Origin of the sequence: Streptomyces sp. XY006, from assembly GCF_002237655.1 — a bacterium.
Classification (GTDB): Bacteria; Actinomycetota; Actinomycetes; order Streptomycetales; family Streptomycetaceae; genus Streptomyces; species Streptomyces levis.
This window is the reverse complement of record NZ_NOKT01000001.1, coordinates 23,329-41,926: the sequence shown is the minus strand read 5'-3', so window position 1 is coordinate 41,926 and position 18,598 is coordinate 23,329. Positions and strand designations below refer to the sequence as shown.

The 18,598-nt window shown below is 73.4% G+C and carries 16 protein-coding genes; 7 read left to right on the top strand and 9 right to left on the bottom strand.

The window, feature by feature from the left end; genetic code table 11:
* Positions 1–6: 6 nt before the first annotated feature.
* From CHR28_RS00200 to CHR28_RS00180, 5 genes are all read right to left on the bottom strand, one after another.
* Complete coding sequence (locus CHR28_RS00200) at positions 7–1,728, bottom strand: hypothetical protein (protein WP_094051320.1); 1,722 nt, start codon at positions 1,726–1,728, stop codon at positions 7–9.
* 2 nt (positions 1,729–1,730) lie between these two features.
* Positions 1,731–2,633: a carbohydrate ABC transporter permease gene (locus CHR28_RS00195; RefSeq protein ID WP_094051319.1), complete on the bottom strand. Its 903-nt coding sequence runs from the start codon at positions 2,631–2,633 to the stop codon at positions 1,731–1,733.
* The gene (locus CHR28_RS00190) at positions 2,630–3,541 is read right to left on the bottom strand and encodes a carbohydrate ABC transporter permease (protein WP_094051318.1); all 912 of its coding nucleotides are present in this window, start codon (positions 3,539–3,541) and stop codon (positions 2,630–2,632) included. The genes CHR28_RS00195 and CHR28_RS00190 overlap by 4 nt, the downstream gene beginning before the upstream one ends.
* 111 nt (positions 3,542–3,652) lie before the next feature.
* Entirely contained in the window at positions 3,653–4,981 is a 1,329-nt protein-coding gene (locus CHR28_RS00185) for an ABC transporter substrate-binding protein (protein WP_094051317.1), read from the bottom strand.
* 279 nt (positions 4,982–5,260) lie between these two features.
* Complete coding sequence (locus CHR28_RS00180; RefSeq protein WP_094051316.1) at positions 5,261–6,382, bottom strand: ROK family protein; 1,122 nt, start codon at positions 6,380–6,382, stop codon at positions 5,261–5,263.
* 240 nt (positions 6,383–6,622) lie between these two features.
* Here CHR28_RS00180 and CHR28_RS00175 point away from each other — a divergent pair, with 240 nt between their 5' ends.
* The 3 genes from CHR28_RS00175 (at position 6,623) to CHR28_RS00165 (ending at position 11,413) form a co-directional block, all read left to right on the top strand.
* On the top strand, positions 6,623–7,522 hold the full coding sequence (locus CHR28_RS00175; protein ID WP_094051315.1) for a BadF/BadG/BcrA/BcrD ATPase family protein: 900 nt from the start codon (positions 6,623–6,625) through the stop codon (positions 7,520–7,522).
* Between the two features lie 288 nt (positions 7,523–7,810).
* Positions 7,811–9,724, top strand: a complete 1,914-nt coding sequence (locus CHR28_RS00170; protein ID WP_094051314.1) for a phosphatase PAP2 family protein — start codon at positions 7,811–7,813, stop codon at positions 9,722–9,724.
* A gap of 21 nt (positions 9,725–9,745) precedes the next feature.
* Positions 9,746–11,413 carry a phospholipid carrier-dependent glycosyltransferase gene (locus tag CHR28_RS00165; RefSeq protein WP_094051313.1) on the top strand — a complete coding sequence of 556 codons (1,668 nt, stop codon included), beginning with the start codon at positions 9,746–9,748 and terminating at the stop codon, positions 11,411–11,413.
* A gap of 54 nt (positions 11,414–11,467) precedes the next feature.
* Here CHR28_RS00165 and CHR28_RS00160 read toward each other — a convergent pair whose 3' ends face one another.
* The gene (locus CHR28_RS00160) at positions 11,468–11,869 is read right to left on the bottom strand and encodes a DUF3662 domain-containing protein (protein WP_094051312.1); all 402 of its coding nucleotides are present in this window, start codon (positions 11,867–11,869) and stop codon (positions 11,468–11,470) included.
* Between the two features lie 53 nt (positions 11,870–11,922).
* Positions 11,923–12,084: a hypothetical protein gene (locus tag CHR28_RS37625; protein ID WP_179272264.1), complete on the bottom strand. Its 162-nt coding sequence runs from the start codon at positions 12,082–12,084 to the stop codon at positions 11,923–11,925.
* Positions 12,085–12,219: 135 nt separating this feature from the next.
* Here CHR28_RS37625 and CHR28_RS00155 point away from each other — a divergent pair, with 135 nt between their 5' ends.
* From CHR28_RS00155 to CHR28_RS00140, 4 genes are all read left to right on the top strand, one after another.
* On the top strand, positions 12,220–13,161 hold the full coding sequence (locus CHR28_RS00155) for a MurR/RpiR family transcriptional regulator (RefSeq protein ID WP_094051311.1): 942 nt from the start codon (positions 12,220–12,222) through the stop codon (positions 13,159–13,161).
* Between the two features lie 257 nt (positions 13,162–13,418).
* Positions 13,419–13,799 carry a hypothetical protein gene (locus CHR28_RS00150; RefSeq protein WP_179272263.1) on the top strand — a complete coding sequence of 127 codons (381 nt, stop codon included), beginning with the start codon at positions 13,419–13,421 and terminating at the stop codon, positions 13,797–13,799.
* A 73-nt stretch (positions 13,800–13,872) separates the two neighbouring features.
* Positions 13,873–14,439 (top strand): antibiotic biosynthesis monooxygenase, encoded by a 567-nt coding sequence (locus tag CHR28_RS00145; RefSeq protein ID WP_094051310.1) that lies wholly within the window; start codon positions 13,873–13,875, stop codon positions 14,437–14,439.
* 78 nt (positions 14,440–14,517) lie between these two features.
* Positions 14,518–16,956 carry a SpoIIE family protein phosphatase gene (locus CHR28_RS00140; protein ID WP_094051309.1) on the top strand — a complete coding sequence of 813 codons (2,439 nt, stop codon included), beginning with the start codon at positions 14,518–14,520 and terminating at the stop codon, positions 16,954–16,956.
* Positions 16,957–17,226: 270 nt separating this feature from the next.
* Here the strand turns inward: CHR28_RS00140 and CHR28_RS00135 are convergent, their stop codons facing one another.
* Positions 17,227–17,718, bottom strand: coding sequence for a flavin reductase family protein (locus tag CHR28_RS00135; protein WP_094051308.1), 492 nt, complete (start codon positions 17,716–17,718; stop codon positions 17,227–17,229).
* A 70-nt stretch (positions 17,719–17,788) separates the two neighbouring features.
* Positions 17,789–18,550, bottom strand: coding sequence for a peptidoglycan-binding domain-containing protein (locus CHR28_RS00130; RefSeq protein WP_179272262.1), 762 nt, complete (start codon positions 18,548–18,550; stop codon positions 17,789–17,791).
* Positions 18,551–18,598: the final 48 nt, after the last annotated feature.

The following is an 18,598-nucleotide window of genomic DNA, read 5'->3' as shown; positions in this document are numbered from 1 at the left end:
CCCGGGTCAGTGCCGTGCGGGTGCGGCCCGGCGGGCGCGCAGGGCGAGGGTCAGGGTGTGCGGGCCCTGCCCACCGAGGTAGACCCGGTTCCCGCTCGTGGCGTCGGTGCCGCCCACCACGGTGTAGTCCTGCCCCGGGTCGTACCGCAGGACGTCACCGCGGTCCGGCCCGGCCAGGGGCTCCCCCGCCTCGACGGCGGCCTCGACCCGGATCTCGCCGTCACCGGCCCGGTAGGTCATCGGGCCGCTCGTCAGGCACCAGCGGCCGTCGCCGATCGGCACGGCGTCCTCGACCTCGCCGCCCGGGCGGAAGGTCAGTTCGAGAGCCCAGGGCACCCGCGGTCCGGCGATGTCGACGCGCAGGTCGGCGCCGTCCTCGCGCAGGTCCACCTCGACGCGGGTGGTGAGGGAGACCTCGTCCCGGGGCCGGTCCGCGAAGGCCATCGCGGCCGAGAAGCGCCCTTCGTCCGCCATCCGGTAGGCGCCGTCGCCGCGGCGCAGGCCCGGCGCGAGCGGCTGGTAGTAGGCGGCCGAGAGGGTCTCGGTGAGCAGATGGCGGTGTTCGGCGAGGCGTCGCATGTCCGCGGCGCGGAACGGGCCAAGGTCGAAGAAGCCCCGTGAGAGGCGGACCGCGTCCAGGACCGCGTCACCGGCGAACAGGCGCAGGAAGGTGGGGTTGCAGGCCAGGCCCGAGCGGATGCGCCGGTGCGCGGGCACGTCGGAGCCGCCGTACACCACCGTGCGCGCGGTGGCCGAGGTGTGGGCGGCCAGGCGCGCCGTGGTGAGGTACCGCGCGCGTGGCAGTTCCCGCTCGGCCGGTGCCGGCAGGACGCGGCACAGGTCCGGGGTGAGGAGCGTCTCGGCGAGCAGGCCGGGGTCGTCGACGCCGCCTGCGGCGGCCTGGAGCGCCGCCCGGCTGAAGTCGCCCCGGCCGGTGCGGATCGCGAGCAGCCGGTAGTGCGGCAGGTAGGGCGCGAGCGGGAACGGGGCGTGCTGGTCCTGCCGCCGCGAGTGGACGGTCTCCACCGTGCCGTCCGGCCCGATGAGGTCCAGGGTGGTGGTGAGGTTGCGGACGACGGCGTCCAGCAGGTCGGCGCGGCCGAGCACGTCGGCCAGCAGGAGCAGCGAGGGGTTGGAGACATGGGCCGCGTAGTTGGCGCTGCGTTCCGAGTACAGGCCCTCCGCGTCGATGTCGACACCCTCGGCGAGCCACTCACGGACCCGGTCGAGCAGCCGCTCGTCGGGGAACGACCGGTGCAGGCGGGCGAGTGCCGCGCACAGCTCCCAGCGGTGGTTCGGGGTGTGCACCCCGCCGGTCAGCAGTGCCTCCTGGGTGGCGCCGGCGATCCCGGCGAGCGCGGCGGTCACCTCGCGCAGGTCCGGCCCGGCGTCCGCGGCCAGGACGTGCGCGTCGCACACGTCGTTGACGGTGAACGCGGAGTCCGGCGGGGACTGCACGTTGTCGCCGCCGGCGAAGAGGCCGGTGGTGGTCTGCGCGGCCCGCAGGGCGCCGAGGTGGGTCGTCGCGGCGGCGACGGCCTGACCGCTGCCGTGCAGGGCCGAGTGCGGGGAACGGTACGCCGCGATCAGGGTCTTCACCCGCAGCGCAAGGGCGCGGTGGGTCACCCCGGCGGGTTCCTCGTCGGGGCGGGACGCCAGGGGGACGGCGAGCCGGTCGGCGGCGCGGGCCGCCGCGCGGACGAAGGCGTGGTCGAGCTCGTCGGGCACGGTCAGTCCTTCAGTCCGGCGTTGATGTCGGCGTTCATCACGTAACGCTGGAACACCAGGAAGACGACGATCAGCGGGACCATGGAGATCACCGATCCGCCGAGCAGCACCGACCAGTTGATGTTCTGCGCCCCGACGAGGCTCTGGATGCCGATCTGCACGGTGAACTTCTCGGGGTCGTTGAGCATCAGCAGCGGCCAGATGTAGTCGTTCCACCGCCACTGGAACGACAGGATGGCGAGCGTCAGCATGATGGGCCGGGAGATCGGCACCATGATCCTCAGGAAGATCGACAGTTCACGCGCGCCGTCGATGCGGGCGGCCTCGACGAGCTCGTCGGGGACCGTCAGGAAGAACTGGCGGAACATGAAGCACCCGGTCGCGGTGAGCACGGCCGGGAGGATGATGCCGGCGAGCGAGTTGTACAGGCCGAGGTCGCGGACCACCAGGAACTGCGGGGCGAGCATGACCTCGGACGGCAGCATCGTGGTGGCCAGGATGCAGATGAAGAAGACCTTCAGCCACTTGTTGTCGTACTTGGCCAGCGCGTAGCCCGTGCAGCAGCTGACCCCCACCGTGAGGATCGTCGCGATCACGCACACGACGGTCGTGTTGATGAAGTACTGGGAGAAGTTGGCGCTGTCCCACGCCGCCTGGTAGCCCGACACGGTGGGGTCGTGCGGGAACAGCGTCAGCGGGAGGGAGAACAGGTCTCCCGCCGGCTTGAAGGAGCTGAGCACGAACCACAGCACCGGCACGCCGTAGAGGGCCGCCAGGACCCACAGCAGGGTCGTCGCGGGGATCGCGCGCCGGAGCCCGCCACTGGCCGCGCCGCCGGACCGCTTCCTGGGCACAGCCCGTCCGGGCGTGGAGTCGGCCTTGCGCGGCATCTCTGTGGTTGTCATCGGTTCTCCACCCGCCGGTTGACGATCAGCTGCACGACCGCGACGGCCATCAGGATGAGCATGAGCACGAACGACGCGGCGCTCGCGTAGCCGATCTGCCCCGACTTGAAGCCGGTCTGGTAGATGTACTGCACCAGCAGGTTGTTCGACGTTCCGGGTCCGCCGTTGTTGAGGGAGGCGAACAGCGGATACTCCTTCATCGCGTGGATCGTGTTGAGCAGGATGACGATGAAGGACGTGGGCGCGATGCTCGGCAGGGTGATGCTCACGAACTGGCGCCACGGACCGGCGCCGTCGAGCGCGGCCGCCTCGTAGTACGACACCGGCACGTTCTTGATCGCCGCGATGAACAGCAGCATGGAGAAGCCGGTCCAGGCCCAGGACGCCGCCACGACCACCACCAGCAGCGACAGGTCCGCGTTCGACTGCCAGGGAACGGCACTGCCGCCCACCTTCTCGATGAGGTAGTTGACCAGTCCGAAGTTCTCACCGAACAGCCATCGCCACAGCACACCGACGACGATCGGCGACAGCAGCCACGGGATGAAGAAGAAGACCCGCGCCACCGACACGCCCTTGGCGTTCCTGCTCACCAGCAGGTTGGCGATGAGCAGCGAGAACACGAAGTTCAGCGGGACGAACAGCACGGTGTACAGCAGCGTCCGGGTCACCGCGTCGTAGAAGGTGGAGTCCCCGAACAGGTTGCCGTAGTTGTCCAGTCCGACGAACTGGAACGCCCCCACGCCCGTGTAGTTCGTGAAGCTGTAGACGAGCCCGATCACCGCGGGCCAGACGAAGAACAGCGCGAAGAGCACGACGTTGGCCGCGATGAGGACGAGCGGCGCGAGGGTGTGGCGACTGCGTCTCCTGGGCGGGCTCACGGACACGTCCGGGGCGCGTTTGGTCATCTTCCTGACTCCGTGCTGGTGGAAGGGTTGCGGTGGCTCACGCCGTGAGCCGGGCGGCGGTGGCGCTCGGGGCCGGGCGGCCGGGGCTCGGCCCGCCGCCCGGCCCCCGGCTCAGGATCCGCCGCCGACCTGCTGGTTGTAACCGGCCACGATGTTGTCCAGGGCCTTGTCGACCGACTGCTGGCCGTTGATCGCCTTGCCGAGCTCCGTCTTGGTCGGGTCCTCGGTGAGGCTCTTGCCCTTCAGCACCCAGTTCGTCTGCGCGGTGTTGAAGTAGCCCGAGATCGGCTCGTACAGCGGGATCGACTCGTTGTAGAGCTTGAACGCCGCCTGGGCCGCCTCGGAGGTGAAGGGGTACTTCGGGTTCAGGCCGCTCTCGACGGGCAGGAACCCGGAGGCCTCGCACAGCGCGCGGTAGTGGTCCGGCTCGTACAGCCAGGACATGAACTTCTTCGCGGCGCCGGCCGCGGCCTCGTTGTTGTCGAAGCCGACCATCATGCCGCCGCTGTTGACGTCACTGGCCTGCACCGGCTCGGCGGGGGTCGGGACGCTCGCCCACTCGAACTTCTTGATGCTCTCGGCGAAGGCGGGCACCTGCCACACGCCGGACCAGTAGGCGACCACGTCACCGCTCTGGAACATGGCGGACGGGTCGGCGCCGCTGGTCCACACCGACTTCGGCATGGTCTTGTCGTCGTTCAGCCCGACGAAGCGCTTCACGGCCTTCCGGGTCGCGGCGTCCACCGAGAACTTGCCCGAGGAGTCGGCGTGGACGTACCTGCCGCCGAGCTCGTACACCATGGCGCGCAGCCGGGAGGGCGACTGGTCGAAGGTGAGGGAGTACTTGGCGCCGGTCTTGTCCCGGACCTTGTCGGCGGCCTTGATGAAGTCGGTCCAGGTCCAGGTCTTCTCGGGCGAGGTCGGGTAGTCGACGCCGGCCTTCTCGAACAGCGACTTGTTGATGTACAGGCCGGACGCGGTGATGTCCGAGGGGATGGACAGCACCTTCCCGGACGAGTCCTTGGCGATGAAGTTCTTGTTGATGTTGTAGCTCTTGTTGTCGGCGATGGAGCTGAGGTCGATCAGCTTGTTCGCCCAGATCGGATCCAGGGCCGGCACGGCCGCCACGTCGGGCAGCGAGTTCGCCTGCGCGGCGTTGTGCAGCTTCGCCGGGTATCCGTCGTAGGGGATGTTGACGAGCTTGACGGAGACGCCGGCTTCCTTCTTGTACTGCGCCACCATCTTCTTCCAGCCCGCGTCCTGCCCCGGGACCGTGGAGATCCAGAACGTCAGCGACTTCTCGCTGCCGCCCGAGCCGGACCCCGACCCGCAGGCGGAGAGCACCAGGGCACCCGCCGTGGCCACGGCGGCGAGCGGAACGAGGCGGCGTATGCCGCCGCGGCCGAGCCGGCGGGAGCGCCGCACACCCACACTGATCATCTTCGATCCCTTTTCTCGTAGCGGAGGAAGCACGGCGCCAGCCGAGGCGGCACGGGTGCATTGTGCAGGAGATGTCGAATGTCGCTTCCCGGGGCGCGGCCTCGCCCGGCCGCGTCGCCTTCACGGGTGGGGTCCCCGGCCATGTCGGCCGGCGCCGCACAAGCACGCCCTGGTGCGGCTGCCGTACTTCGCGTACGAGCGGGAGGCTTACCCGGAGTCGGCGTCCCGGCCGACTTAGAAAGCGCTTGTCCGGACATTGGCAGACCGATGGCGCAGCCGTCAATGCCTCGTCCGCACGGCTCCGGTCACGGTTTGAATTCCATGGGCCACGGCCAGCCTGCTCGCGCCCGCCACGGTGCCGGTGTCCCCCACGACGCTGCTGACGACCTCGGTGGGCCAGCTCAGCCGGGCCAGCTCGGCCCGCACACCGGGCAGGAGCTGCGGGTCCGCGCCGGTGCCGCCGCCCAGCACGATCAGCCCCGGGTCCAGCACGGCGGCGACGGCCGCGGCGAGCCGGCCGACGTCGGCGGCGTGCGCGTCGACCACGGCCCGGGCGGTGGCGTGCCCCCGCGCGGCGAGGGCGAGCAGCCGCTCCGCGGTGCGCGGCCGGGGCCCGTCCCCGTCCCGCCAGGCCTCCGCGGCCCGGCGCAGCAGGGTGCGCGAGCCCATGCGCTGTTCCAGTCCCTCGTGGCGCGGGGCACGGTCGTCGTCCCACGGGTAGGGCAGCCGGGCCACCTCACCGGCGGCGCCGTTCGCGCCGCGCAGGACCCGGCCGCCGATGACGACGGCGAGGCCGATGCCGACGCCGATGCGCAGGTAGCCGAAGGTGTCGCGGCCGACGGCGGCACCCTCGTGCAGTTCGGCGAGGGCGGCGCAGTTGACGTTGTTCTCCAGGTGGACCGGGACGCCCTCGGGCAGCGCGACGGCCATGGCGTCGAAGACGGGACCGGCCTTGGCGGTCGCGGGGCGCTCCCCCGCGCCCTCCCCGTCGCGGGTGGGGACGTCGCCGACCGCGACGACGACGGCCCGCAGCGGGCCCCCGGCGGGCAGCGCGTCGAGGACCTCGCGGACCGTGCCGGCCGCCTCCCGGCGGGACCCGGTGCCCTCGGCGAGCAGCGTGCCGTCCAGGGCGCAGGCCCGCACCCGGGTCTCGGCGGGCCCCAGGTCGACCGCGAGCACGGCGCCGGCGGCCGGGCCGAGCCGGTAGACGGCGGCGCTGCGGCCGGTGGAGCCGGAGGCCCGCCCGGAGTGGGCGGCGAGCCCGAGGGCCTCCAGCTCGGCCACCGCGGCGGAGACGGTCGGTTTGGAAAGGCCCGCACCGGTCGCCAGCTGGGGGCGGGTGGCCGTGCCCGTCCCGGCCAGTACGTCGAACACCACACGGGCACTCTCACTCAGGTGCATGGTCTCCCCAGGTCGTGCTGCGGCCGGGCAGGACAGCCGCAAGGGTGGCGCGGCAGCGGGAATTCCGTGCCTCTTGACGCACCCTACTTCGTTAGTTAACTTCCTAACGAACTTCACGGTACTCGCCTGCCGTGCCCCGCAGAAGCCCGTCCCGGGGCTTCCCTACCTCCTCAACTGCCGTGGTCCGACGGGTGGTTCGCCTGCCGCCCGCCGTGACCGCGCGATGACGGGAGAGGCTCCGTGCAGGACTCCACGCCGTACGCGGTCGGTATCGACGTGGGCGGCACCAAGACACAGCTGCGCGCCCTCGCGGGCGACGGGACCGTCGTGGACCGGGTCGGCAGCAGTGCCGGCTGGCGCCCTCATGACGCCCCGGCCGCGGCGGACTGGCTGGCCGCGCTGGTCCGTGACGCCCTGCCCGCGCACGCCCGCCCGGCCGCGGTCGCCGTGGGCGGTCACGCCTGCGAGACGCCCCGCCAGTGCGCGGGCATCCGGGACGCGCTCCAGGAGCGGCTGCCGGTGCCCGCGCTGGTCGTGGGCGACGCCGAGCTGCTCGTCCCGGCCGCCGGTCTGGACCGGGGCGTCGGCCTGGTCGCCGGTACCGGTTCGGTCGCGGTGGGGCGTTCCCCCGACGGCGATCCGGTGCAGGTCGGCGGCTGGGGCGCGGTCCTCGGCGACGAGGGCGGCGCGGCCGGACTCGTCCGGGAGGCCGCGCGGGCCGTCTGGGCCGCGCACGACCGCGGCGAGGAGCCCGACGCGCTGGCGGCCGGTCTGGTCGCGGCGTTCGGCGTGGCCGAGGTGCCCGCGCTCGGCGCGGCCCTGGAGTCCGCCACGGACGTCTCCGCCGAGTGGGGACGCCACTGCCCCGTCGTGTTCGCGGCCGCCGAGGCCGGCTCGCCGCTCGCCCGGGCCGTGATCGCCGACGGCGGCCGGGCGCTGGCCGCCCTGGTCGTCCGGCTCGCCGCGCGCGGCGTCGCCGTGGACGACGTCGTGGTGGCGGGCGGCACGGTGCTCGCCCAGCCGGAGCTGTTCGAGGCGTTCACCTCCGCCCTCGCCGAGTCCCTGCCCTCCGCCCGTGCACGGCGTCTGCGGGTGCCGCCGGTGCAGGGCGCGCTCGCACTGGCCCGTTCGCTGCTGTGAGCCGGGCGGCCGCCGTTCACCGTCCCGCCCCCGGCCGGTGACCCGCCCCTCCGCGCGGGGTCACGGCCCGACCGTAGATCTTCGCTCGGTGCCGCCCCGGGCGGCACCGAAGTCACCCATCCGCAGCCGAGTGACACCGAGCCGCCCGTCCGCAGCCGGGTGCCACCGAAGCCACCCATCCGCACCGGGTGCCGCTGAAGTCGCCGAAGGCACCCGTGGCCGCACACCGCACCGCCCCTCCGGCCGCACGGCCGGAGCTCCCGTCGCAGCACTCGAGAGAGGCGCACCATGCCGTCATCAGCCGGGCACACCACCGCCACCGCCGTCGACCGGCGCGGATTCCTCAGGACCTCCCTGGGCGCCTCGGCCGGGCTCGTCGCCGCACCGGCGTTCGTCACGTGGCTGGGCGCCGCGGACGCGAAGGCGGCCACCGGCCCCGCCGCGTTCGTCGACGACTACCGGTCGAACGTCGTGGCCAACCAGACCCCCGAGACCAACGCGGTCGTCCGGATCCTGGGCGGGATGGCCGAGGTGTGGAAGACCGGGGACGCCTGGGACACCGGAAGCGTCCTGGACCGCGAGGTGCTGCGCGCCAACATGCGATACTGCGCCCGTCTCACGCAGTCCCGCACCGAGGCGCAGGCGAAGGAGGCCTTCCTCTACGACCGTCAGCACCAGAGCTACGCCATGATCGGCGGTCTCGGCCCGCTCGCGGGGCCGTACCGGGAGGGCGCCAAGGCGGTCACGTCGGTCACCGGCGCCCCGGACGGCACGCCCCCCGGGAAGATCAGCGACACCCTGCCCGCCGACGCCCCGGCCGGATCGGCGCTCGGCGCCGGCTCCCACGACTCGGACCTGGGCCGGGTCGCCGAGCTGGTCGACACCGTGCGCGGCCCGTTCGCCTCGGGCAACCCGGCCAAGTTCGCCTTCCAGTACCCGCGCCCCTGGCGCATGAACGAGGACAGCGAGGTCGTCGACACCGGCAGGAGGGACGCGCTCGGCTACCCGGTGTACGACTCGGAGGTGGTCGTCGCCCCGCAACTGCTGCGCCAGCGCTCGGAGAACGCGCAGGAGGACGGAGGCTTCCCCAGTGGGCACACCAACGCCTTCCACCTCGCCGCTCTCGCCTTCGCCTACGCGGTGCCGGAGCGCTTCCAGGAGCTCGTGACGCGCGCGTTCGAGCTGAGCCACACCCGGATCACGGCGGGCATGCACTCCACGGTCGACGTCATCGGCGGCCGGATCATGGCCACCGCCCTGGCCGCGGCAGCCCTGGCTGATCCGGCGAACGCCGAGCTGAAGACGGCGGCCCGCGCCCAGGCCCTCTCCTACCTCACGCGGCGGACCGGTACGACCGCGTACACGCTGTACGCCTACGCGCACTCCGACGCCGCCGACCCGTACGCCGACCGCGGGGCCAACGCCCGCGCGGTCGGGCCCCGGATGACGTACGTGCTGCCCCGCCGCGGCCGCAAGGACCCGCTGACCGTGCCCAAGGGCGCGGAGGTGCTGCTGGAGACGCGGCTGCCGTATCTGAGCGCGGAGCAGCGGCGCGAGGTGCTGCGCACGACCGGGCTGCCCTCCGGGTACGTCCTGCTGGACGGCTTCGAGCAGTGGGGCCGCCTCGATCTGTTCACCGCGGCGGACGGTTACGGCGCCTTCGACCGGGACGTGACCGTCACGCTGGACGCGGCGGCCGGGGGCTTCCACGCGGCCGACGGCTGGCGCAACGACATCGAGGGCGACGGCGGTCTGGCCAAGCGCGGCACGGGCACGCTCACCCTGACCGGCCGCAACCGCTACCGGGGCGGGACGGTCGTCGAGGCCGGCACACTCGTGGCCGCCTCCCCCGAGGCACTGGGCCTGGGGGACGTCCGGGTCACGGGCGGCACGCTCCGCGCGGACCGGGTCCTGCGGGTGCGCGGCTCGTACGTGCAGGAGCGCGCGTCGCGGCTGGAGTTGACGCTGCGCGGGGACCACGGCCCGGCCCTCACGGTGAGCCGGCGGGTCCTGCTCGACGGCGGTGTGCTGGCGCTGCGGCTCGACGCCGGGCGGCCACCGGTGGCGGGCACGACCGTTCCGGTGCTGTCGGCCCCGGGGCTGCGCGGCCGGTTCGACCGGATCGAGCTGGACTCGGACACGCTGCGGGCCGTGCCCGTGCACACGGCTGACGGAGTGTCGGTGCGACTCGTGCGGCGGTGACGCGGTGCGCGGCGGGGGCTGATGCACAGTGGGTCCATGAGGGACCTGCTCGCCCCCGCCGCCGTCCGGCCGGCGCCGGCCGCGCCCCGGCCGCGCGCCGCGCGGTGGTTCGGCGGACGGTGGCCGGTGCGGCTCCTGGTGGTGCTACTGCTCGCGCAGATGGCCGGTGCGATGGTCACGACGGCGGTCCGGCAGACACCGACGATCGACGAACCGGTGTACGTCGGCGCCGCCGCCGAGTACGTGTACGAGCACCGGCTGCGGCACAACCCCGAGCATCCACCGCTCGGCAAACTGCTGATCGGCGCCGGGGTGGCCCTCGCGGAGCCGCACCTGGACCGGGACTTCGCCGGGGACCAGGGCCGGCTGGGCCGGCATCTGCTGTACGAGTCGGGCAACGACCCCTGGCGGCTGATGCTGTGGGCCCGCCTCCCGGTGATCGCGCTGACCCTGCTGTTCGGGCTGGTCGTCTTCTCCTTCGCCCGCGAACTGGCGGGACGGGCCGCCGGGTTGGCCGCGCTGGCGCTCTACTGCTTCTCGCCCGACGTCGTCGCGCACGGCTCGCTCGCCACCCTCGACGTGCCGGCCGCCGGGTTCGTGCTGACGTCGGCGTGGCTGGCCTGGCGGGCCCGCCGGCGGCCCGGGTGGTACGTGCCGCTCGCGGGGGTGGCGCTGGGCGCGGCGCTGGCCACCCGGATGAGCGCGCTGCCCGCCGTGCCGGTGGTGATGGCCCTGGCGGCGCTGTCGGTGGTGGCGGGAGGCCGCCGCGCGGTGCGGGCGGTGGCCGGTACGGGCCTGGTGGCCCTGGCGGCCATCGCCGTGGTGTGGGCGGCGTATCTGGCCGTCGATCCGCGGCTGCGCTGGGCTCCGGAGCAGCCGGTGCCCGTGGTGCACGGGCTGCGGGGTCTGCTGGTCCGGCTCCTTCCCTTCCCCGAGGCCTACCGGGACGGTGTGCGCCTGCAGTTCGGGCTGGAGAACCGGCCGTGGCAGGGCTTTCTGTTCGGCCGCGTGTACGACGGTTCGCTCTGGTACTACCTGCCGGCCGCGCTGCTGGTGAAGACGCCGCTCGGGGCGCTCGCCCTGTGGGCCGGGGGTGTCGTGGCCGTGCTCGCGTCCCGGCGGCTGCGGCCCGCCGCCCCTTATGTGCTGGCCGCTCCGGCCGTGCTGTTCGCCGCGGCCGTGCCGGGGGCGCGCGACCTGGGAGTCCGGTACGTCGTCTTCGTGCCGCTGTTCCTCGCCGTGGCGGCGGGGTGCGTGACCGCGGTCCGGCGGCGGTGGGTCACGGTGGGGGTGGCGGTGCTCGTGGCGTCCGTGGCGGTGAGCTCGGCGCGGGCGTACCCCTTCTATCTGCCGTACTCCAACGAGGCGTTCGGGGGGCCGGGCAGGACACGGGAGTGGCTGCACGACTCGAACGTGGACTGGGGGCAGGACCTGGGCCGGCTCGCGGACCGGCTGCGGGAGCGGTACGCGGGCGAGCGCGTGTGGCTCGTCTACAAGGGCAGCGGAGTGCCGGAGTTCTACGGCATCGAGAGCGCCGATCCGCGCCGGGAGCCGCCGGCCGCCGTGCGCGGACTGGTGGTGGTGTCGGACTCCGCCGCCGCGAAGGCGACGGGGCGGCTGGCCGAGTTGATCGGCGGCAGCCGCCCCGTCGACCGTGTCGGGCACTCGATCACGATCTATCGCCGTTGAGCGTCCCCCTGGCTCCGCACCTCACGAGGCAGGGGGCGGGTCACGGAACGCGTCTCAATGGGCCGCGTGGAAGAACCCGTCGGCGCTCACGTGGGGCATCACCCTGCTGGCCACCCGGTAGCGGCCGTTGGGCACCTCGGGGCACCTCGCCACATGGACCGCCAGGGGTCCCGCCCATTCGTAGCCGCGGCGGTCCGCGTGGCGGGACAGGCTGTCGGTGAGGGCCTGGCCCACGTCGGTGCCGGTGCGGGTCAGGTGTTCGTGGACGTCGTCGGGCAGTTCGACGTCGTAGGCGTTCGGGACCATGACCCGGCCCTCACTGCACACCACCGCGTTGTCGTCGCACTCGCGTCGCAGGGCGTCGACGACCTCGACCGGTTCCTTGTCGAGGACTCGCGCCCACAGCGCCTCCCATCGGTTCTCCAGAGTCTCTTCCAGCGCACTCAGCGCGCCCATGCGGTCTCACCTGCCGGAAACGTCGTCGGTCGGGTCGCGATGGCCGGCGTGGGCTACCGCTCGTCGTAGTCGTCGGGGCGCACCTCGGCCTCCTCCAGGGCCTCGCGCATCGTGCGGCCGGTCGCGCCGGGCGGGCGGGAGCCGTGATCGTCGTGCTGCTCCAGGACCTCGTCGGTGGTGTCCGTCTTGGGACGGTTCTCCTCGGGGGTGGTCATGGCGGTGACTCCTCTCAAGATCTGCTGCAGTCGGCGGGTTCCCGCCCGGCGTCCGGACATCCCCGACCGGGGCAGCTCATGTGCTGTAGCCGAGAAGCCCTGGTCACCACGGTGCGTGAGCTATGTTGAACGTCTCTGGGAGACGAAGGAGGCGCACCGGTGCCATCGCCGCAGCAGGCACGCGCACAGGCATCCGCGATCACCTCGGGGAAGGCGGCCCCGGAAGCGGAGGTCTCCCCGTCCGCCCAGCTCAGGTCGCTCTTCGACCGGCCGCGCCTGTCCCCGGGGCAGCGGCGCATCGCCCAGTACCTGATCGAGCACATCACCGAGGCGGCCTTCCTGTCGATCACGGACCTCGCGGACCGGGTGGGGGTGAGCCAGCCCTCGGTGACGCGGTTCGCCTCGGCGGTCGGCTTCAGCGGTTACCCGGCGCTGCGGGAGAAGCTCCAGTCGATCGCGCTCGGCACCCTCGCCGGCGGCGCTCCCGAGGAGAACCGGGGCAACGAACTGCAGGCGGCGGTCGACGCCGAGATCGAGAACCTGGAGAATTTGCGCCGCGACTTCGCCGACCCCGACCTGGTCATCGACATCGGCCGCAAGCTGTCGTCGTCGGCCCCCCTGACGGTCCTCGGCCTGCGCATCTCGGTCTCCCTCGCCGAGTACTTCGCCTATGCCGCGCGCCGGGTCCACCCGGACGTCCGGGTCGTGACGCGCGGCGGCAGCGTCGCCTACGACGCCCTGCTGCAGTCCCGTGAGGCGGGGGGCACCTGGGTGCTGGCCTTCTCCATGCCGCGGCACGCCCAGGAGACCCTGACGGCCCTCCGGGTCGCGCGGGGCGCCGGGCTCAAGGTCGCCCTCATCACCGACCTGGCCCTCGGGCCGCTCGCCGACGAGGCCGACGTCGTCTTCGCCACCGGCACCGGCTCACGTCTGGTCTTCGACTCCTACGCCGCCCCGGGCGTGATGTGCTCGGCGCTGCTGCAGGCCATGACGGACGCGGACCCGGAGCGGACGCAGGCCCGGCTGGAGGAGTACGAGCAGGTCGCCGACCAGCACCAGTTCTTCCTGCGCGACTGAGGGGCGCGGCCCGGTGCAGAAGGGCATCAGCCGCAACAAAGCGCGCATGAATGTTTTCATGCTTCTTGCAAACCGGTTGGCATATATAAATACTGCTCACGGATCGCGACCCGGCTGCTCCGGATCCGTTCCGCACCCGTGGAGCCGGGTCCTACCCGCTCCGGCGTCCCGGGTGTCCGTGGCGGCCCCGGTCATCCCCTAGGCCGGGGCCGCCCCGACCCGTCGTCCACCCTCACGACGCCGCACACCCGGAAGCGATGATCATGCCCCTGACGTCCACGCGCATCAGCCCGGACTGGCCCTGCCAGGTCAAGACCCCCGGAAGCTACGACTGGGAGCGCTCGGCGGCCAAGTGGCTGCGCGAGCTGGTCCCCGCGCGCTACGCCGGCTACCCCGTGTTCGTCCGCCAACCGGTGCTCCTCGCCCGGCACGCCCAGATCCAGGTCCAGAACGAGATCCGGATCGCCCGCACCGCCCTGCAGACCGCCCGCGCCGACCTGCCCGGGCTCGGCCTGCACGAGGGCGTCATCGAGCACACCATCAAGCTGTACGCGGCCGAGGTCATGCAGCTGCAGCACATCGCGCGCAGCGTCCGGGCCGTGACCCAGGCCCTGGTGGAGGCCAACCGCCACGCGTGACCACACAGGCCTGACCCACGCCGCGCGTGACCGCACAGGCATGACCCGCGCCGCGCGTGGCACGCGTAACGGGATGAGCACCACCGAAGTCCGGCGCGGCGAGCCGGTGACAACGGTCCTGACCTGGCGGGTGCGTCCCGGCCGTGAGCGGGAGTTCGAGGAGTGGACGCACGGCATCAGCCGCTGCGCCCGCCGGTTCCCCGGCAACGAGGGCGTCTCCTGGCTGACGGTGGAGGACGGCCACCGCTACCACGCGGTGCTGCGCTGGTCCGACCGGCACCGGCTCGCCGCCTGGCTGGAGTCCGAGGAGCGTGCGCGCTGGCACCGGCGGATCGAGGACATCGCCACGGAGGTCGGCAGCGAACGCCAGTCGACGTCCGGCATGGAGAGCTGGTTCAGCCTGCCCGGCACCACCGTGCAGGCCCCGCCGCGCTGGAAGATGGTCCTGACGACCTTCCTCGGCGCCTACCCGTTCACGCTGCTCGTCCAGTGGCTGGTGACGCCGCACACCACCGGCTGGCCGCTGCCGCTGCGGGCCGCCGTGTTCCCGCTGGTGCTGCTGCCGGTGCTGACCTACCTGGTGATGCCGCGGCTCAGCCGGCTGCTGCGGCTGTGGCTGTATCCGCGCGACGGCCGCTGACGCCGGGAGGCGTGTGACGGGCGGGGCGCGTGATGCCAGAGCACTCCCTGCTCACGAGGCGCTCTCAGATCGGGCCGGATGTGCAATGCTCAACGCGTGAGCGAGCCCGTGACGCCGACTGGCCCCGGTGGCGCACCCGATCTGGTCGAACTGGCCAGGATCGTCGCCCGGCAGCGCGCCGAGATGGACCGGCTGCGCGACCAGACGGCGACCTCGGCCATCGTGGAACGGGCCAAAGGCGCGGTGATGGCCCTGACCGGCTGCTCCGCCGACGCGGCGGGCGAACGGCTGCTCCAGCGAGCCAAGGCGGGCCGTCACACCCTGCTGGAGGAGTGCTGGATCACCCTCGGAAACCTCGCGCCCACTCCCCCCGGCCCGGGCAGGGCGGCCGGAAGCGCCGCGCCGGACACCCCGGACATCGAGCAGCCCGCCCTGGCGGAGGTGTCCGCGCCGGACGACGTCGCCGCCGCCCTGGGCCGCCTCGGACAGGCCCTCGTTCGGGTGACGACACCGCAGGACCTCGCCCGCTGCCTGCTGGAGCACCTCGCCCCGGACATGGGGGCGGACGCGATCCTGATCTACGCCCGCAGGCCCGACGGCGGACTCGAACTCATCGGGCACGCGGGCGTCGACGACGACCTGGCCGCCCAGTGGTGCCGGGTGCCGCCGCTGGCCGGAATCGCGGCGCTGGACGCGCTGCGGGCGCGCGAGCCGCGCTGGCTGGAGGACCTCGCCTCGGACGCGCGCCGGTACCTGCTGATCGGCGACCCTCCCGAGCGGTGGCGCTCACGGGCCTGGCTGCCGGTCGTGACCGTGGGCTCCGCCGACGTCTGCATCGGTGTCCTGCGCGGCCGGGCCGGGGCCTTCACCTCCCGCGACCGCGCGCACCTGCGGGGGCTCACCGGCCTGTGCGCCGGACGGCTGCGGGCCTTCGACCCCCCTGCGGAGCGGCGGCCCGACGCCGACACGGACGCGGTGCAGGCGCTGTTCGAGGCGCTGCCGGTCGCGGCCATGCTGCTCACCCCGCTGCGCGGCGCGACGGGCGAGACCGAGGACTTCCGGGTGGAGGCCGCGACCAACCAGGTGGGTGACCTGCTGGGCCGCCCCGGAGAGAAAGCGGCCGGGCGGCGGCTGCTGGAGTTCCGGTCGGCGCTGGCGGCCCAGCCCCTGTGGCGGGGCTGCCTGCACGTCCTGGCCACCGGGGAGCAGTACGAGGGCGAGCCCTTCGCGCACGAGGAGGTCGTGGCGGGCGTCCCCGAGCTGTTCACGTACACCGTGCGGGTGGCGCCGCTGGGCGACACCCTGGTGGTCTCCTGGATCCGGCACGGCTCCTCCGACCGGCAGGAACAGCGGCTCGCGGATCTGCAGCGGCTGGGCAACCTCGGCTGGGCGAGCTGGAACCTGACCGGCCGGGACGCCTCCTGGTCGACCCAGGTGTTCACCCTGCTCGGCCGGGACCCGGCGCGCGGCCCGGTCGGCCTGACCGAGATGCCCGAGCTCGCCCTGCCCGAGGACACGCCCGTGCTGACCCGTGCCGTCGGCGAACTCGTCGCGGAGGGGCGGGCGTTCGACGTGCCGTTCCGGGTCAGGACCAGCGGCGGCATCCGGCATCTGCGGCTCGCCGCCGAGGCGGTGACCGACATACACGGCCGGCCCGTCGAGGTGCACGGCTTCGTGCAGGACATGACCGCCCGGCGGCGGGCGGAACTCGCCCTGGTCGAGAGCGAGCGGGCGATCCTCACCCAGCACGACGTGCTCCAGGCCGAGCGGACGCTCGCGTCCCGGCTCCAGCACGCGCTGCTGCCGCTGGCCAACCGGCCGGTGCACCTGGCGGGGCTGCGCGTGGAAGTCGCCTATCTGCCCGCCCAGTCGGGGGTGCACGTCGGCGGCGACTGGTTCAGCGCCATCGAACTGCCCGAGGGCGACGCGCTGCTGGTGGTCGGCGACGTCGCCGGGCACGGCGTCGACGCCGTCGCCACGATGGCCCAACTCCGCTTCACCGCCAAGGGCATGGTCATCACGGGCTCGTCGCTGACCGGCGCGCTGGCCCGGCTGAACACGCTGCTGCTGCACTCGCGTGACACCTACGCCACGGCGACGATGGTGCTGGCCCGCTACAACCCCCGCGACCGCCGACTGGTCTGGGCCCAGGCCGGGCATCCGCCACCGCTGCTGCTGCGCAACGGCGAGGCGCGGTATCTGCACCGCCCGCGCGGCATGCTGATCGGGGCCACCGCCACTCCGGTCTTCGAGGAGGCGGAGTGCCGTCTCGAACCGGGCGACCGGCTCATCCTGTTCACCGACGGTCTGGTGGAGCACCCGCCGGCGAGCATCGACCGGGGCATGGAACGCCTGGCCGACGCCGTCGCCACGGCACGGACCGAGGGGCCGGCGTCGCTCGGACCGCTGCTGGCGCGGATGCTGCCGGACGAGCGGCGGGACGACGTGTGCGTCGTCGACGTCCGGGTTCCGGTCTCTCCGGTCGCTCCGGCCTCTCCGGTGGATCAGGGGCGGTAGGGCACCTCTGGGGGTGAGCCGGGTCCGCGGCCCCGCTCACGAGTCGCCGCGGTGCCTCCAGTACCACCACAGGCCCACGACCAGGGCCAGCAGGAAGACGGTGGGCAGCACCAGGCCGGGGATGCGGGAGCCGTTCATGGGCGTGGCCTTCGGTTCGCGGCGGTCCGGGCGGCTCGCCTGCCGCCCCCGGCCAGGGTGGGGCACGCGGGCCCGCGCCGCCGCGCCGCTTTCCCGAGACGTTGCCCGGCGTTCGAACCGCGGGCGCCCGGGTCAGTCGACCGGGTGACCGGGATCGATCGTGAGGGCGTCGGAGAGACGCAGCACGGGCTCCTCCTCGGAGGGCTCCCGTCCGCCCCACTCGACCGGGTCCAGCACGAAGCCGATGTGGTCGCCGCCGCCGGCGCGCGTCACGATCCGCCCGACGAACCAGGCCGGGGCGTCCTCCAGCACGAGCGCCCCGCCGTACGCCTCGCGCAGCCGCAGGCCTTCGAACTTGTCCGTCTCGTCGCCGGTGCGGCCGCCGAACAGCTCGGCGAGGTCGTGCTGTTCGCGGGTGAGCAGGTGCACAGCGAGGACGTCGGCGTCGCGGGCCACCCGGAAGGTGTGGTTGAGCTCCGACAGCCACACCACGAACCGCACGGGCTTCATCGAGCACTGCGAGGCGAATCCGACCAGGCAGCCCGCCCGTTCACCGCCCGCGACGGCCGTGACCACGTACATGTCGGGGTTCAGCCGGTCGATGAAGGCGTCCATACCCGCCATGTTCGCATCATCGCCCGCGCCGCGCGGCCGACGCCTCCCGGGGTGTCGTCGGACGAAGGCGTCCCCGGGATCAGCCGGTGACGGGTGCGGTGCGGGACTCCAGCGCCGCGCGGGTGTCGTTGCCGTAGACGCCGGTCTCGTCGCCGCTGATGCCGTACCAGAGCTGGAAGCGGGCGACCGCCGCAGTCAGGGTGGGGTCGTAGTGGCCGCTGGTGGAGCCGTCCCGGTAGACGTCCGGGATGTTCAGCAGCCGTGTCTGGAGTTCGGTCACCTCGGGGCCGGTGGCTCCCTCGCGGAGCGTGCCGGGGCCGTCGGGGTCGGCGGCGGGCGGGGTGGGGGTGGGCACGGGTGCGGGGGCGGCGGCGGGCGGGGTGGGGGTGGGCACGGGTGCGGGGGCGGCGGCGGACCGCGTGGGCCGAGGCGCGGGGGCCGCTTCGTCCGCGGTGCCGCCGCCCTTCACGAGCAGGAGGGCGCCGCCGAAGCCGAGCACCGCCGACGCGGCGACGGCCACCGCGACGGCGGCGCGGCGCAGCCCGGCGCCGGGGGGTGCGCCACGGCCACCGCCGTGGACCGGGGCCAGGGGCGGGAGTTCCTGGGTCAGGGCTTCCGAAGGGGCCGGAGCAGGCGACGGGGCTCCCGGGCCGGCCGGTGAGCGGGGCAGGGTGATGGACTCGTAGCCGCCGGGCGCGGGGCCGCCCGCCGTGCGGCCGGTCTCCTCGTGGTACTCGCGCATGAGTTCCGCGAGCGCGTCGGTGCGCCGCGGCCGGAGCACGCGGATGGGTTCGAGGGGCGGTTCGCCGTGCGGCGGCCCGGGCTCGGACGGTGTCGACACGCTGTTCTCCTTCGGTCCGGGCTCGGGGGTGCCCGTCGTCGGGGTTCG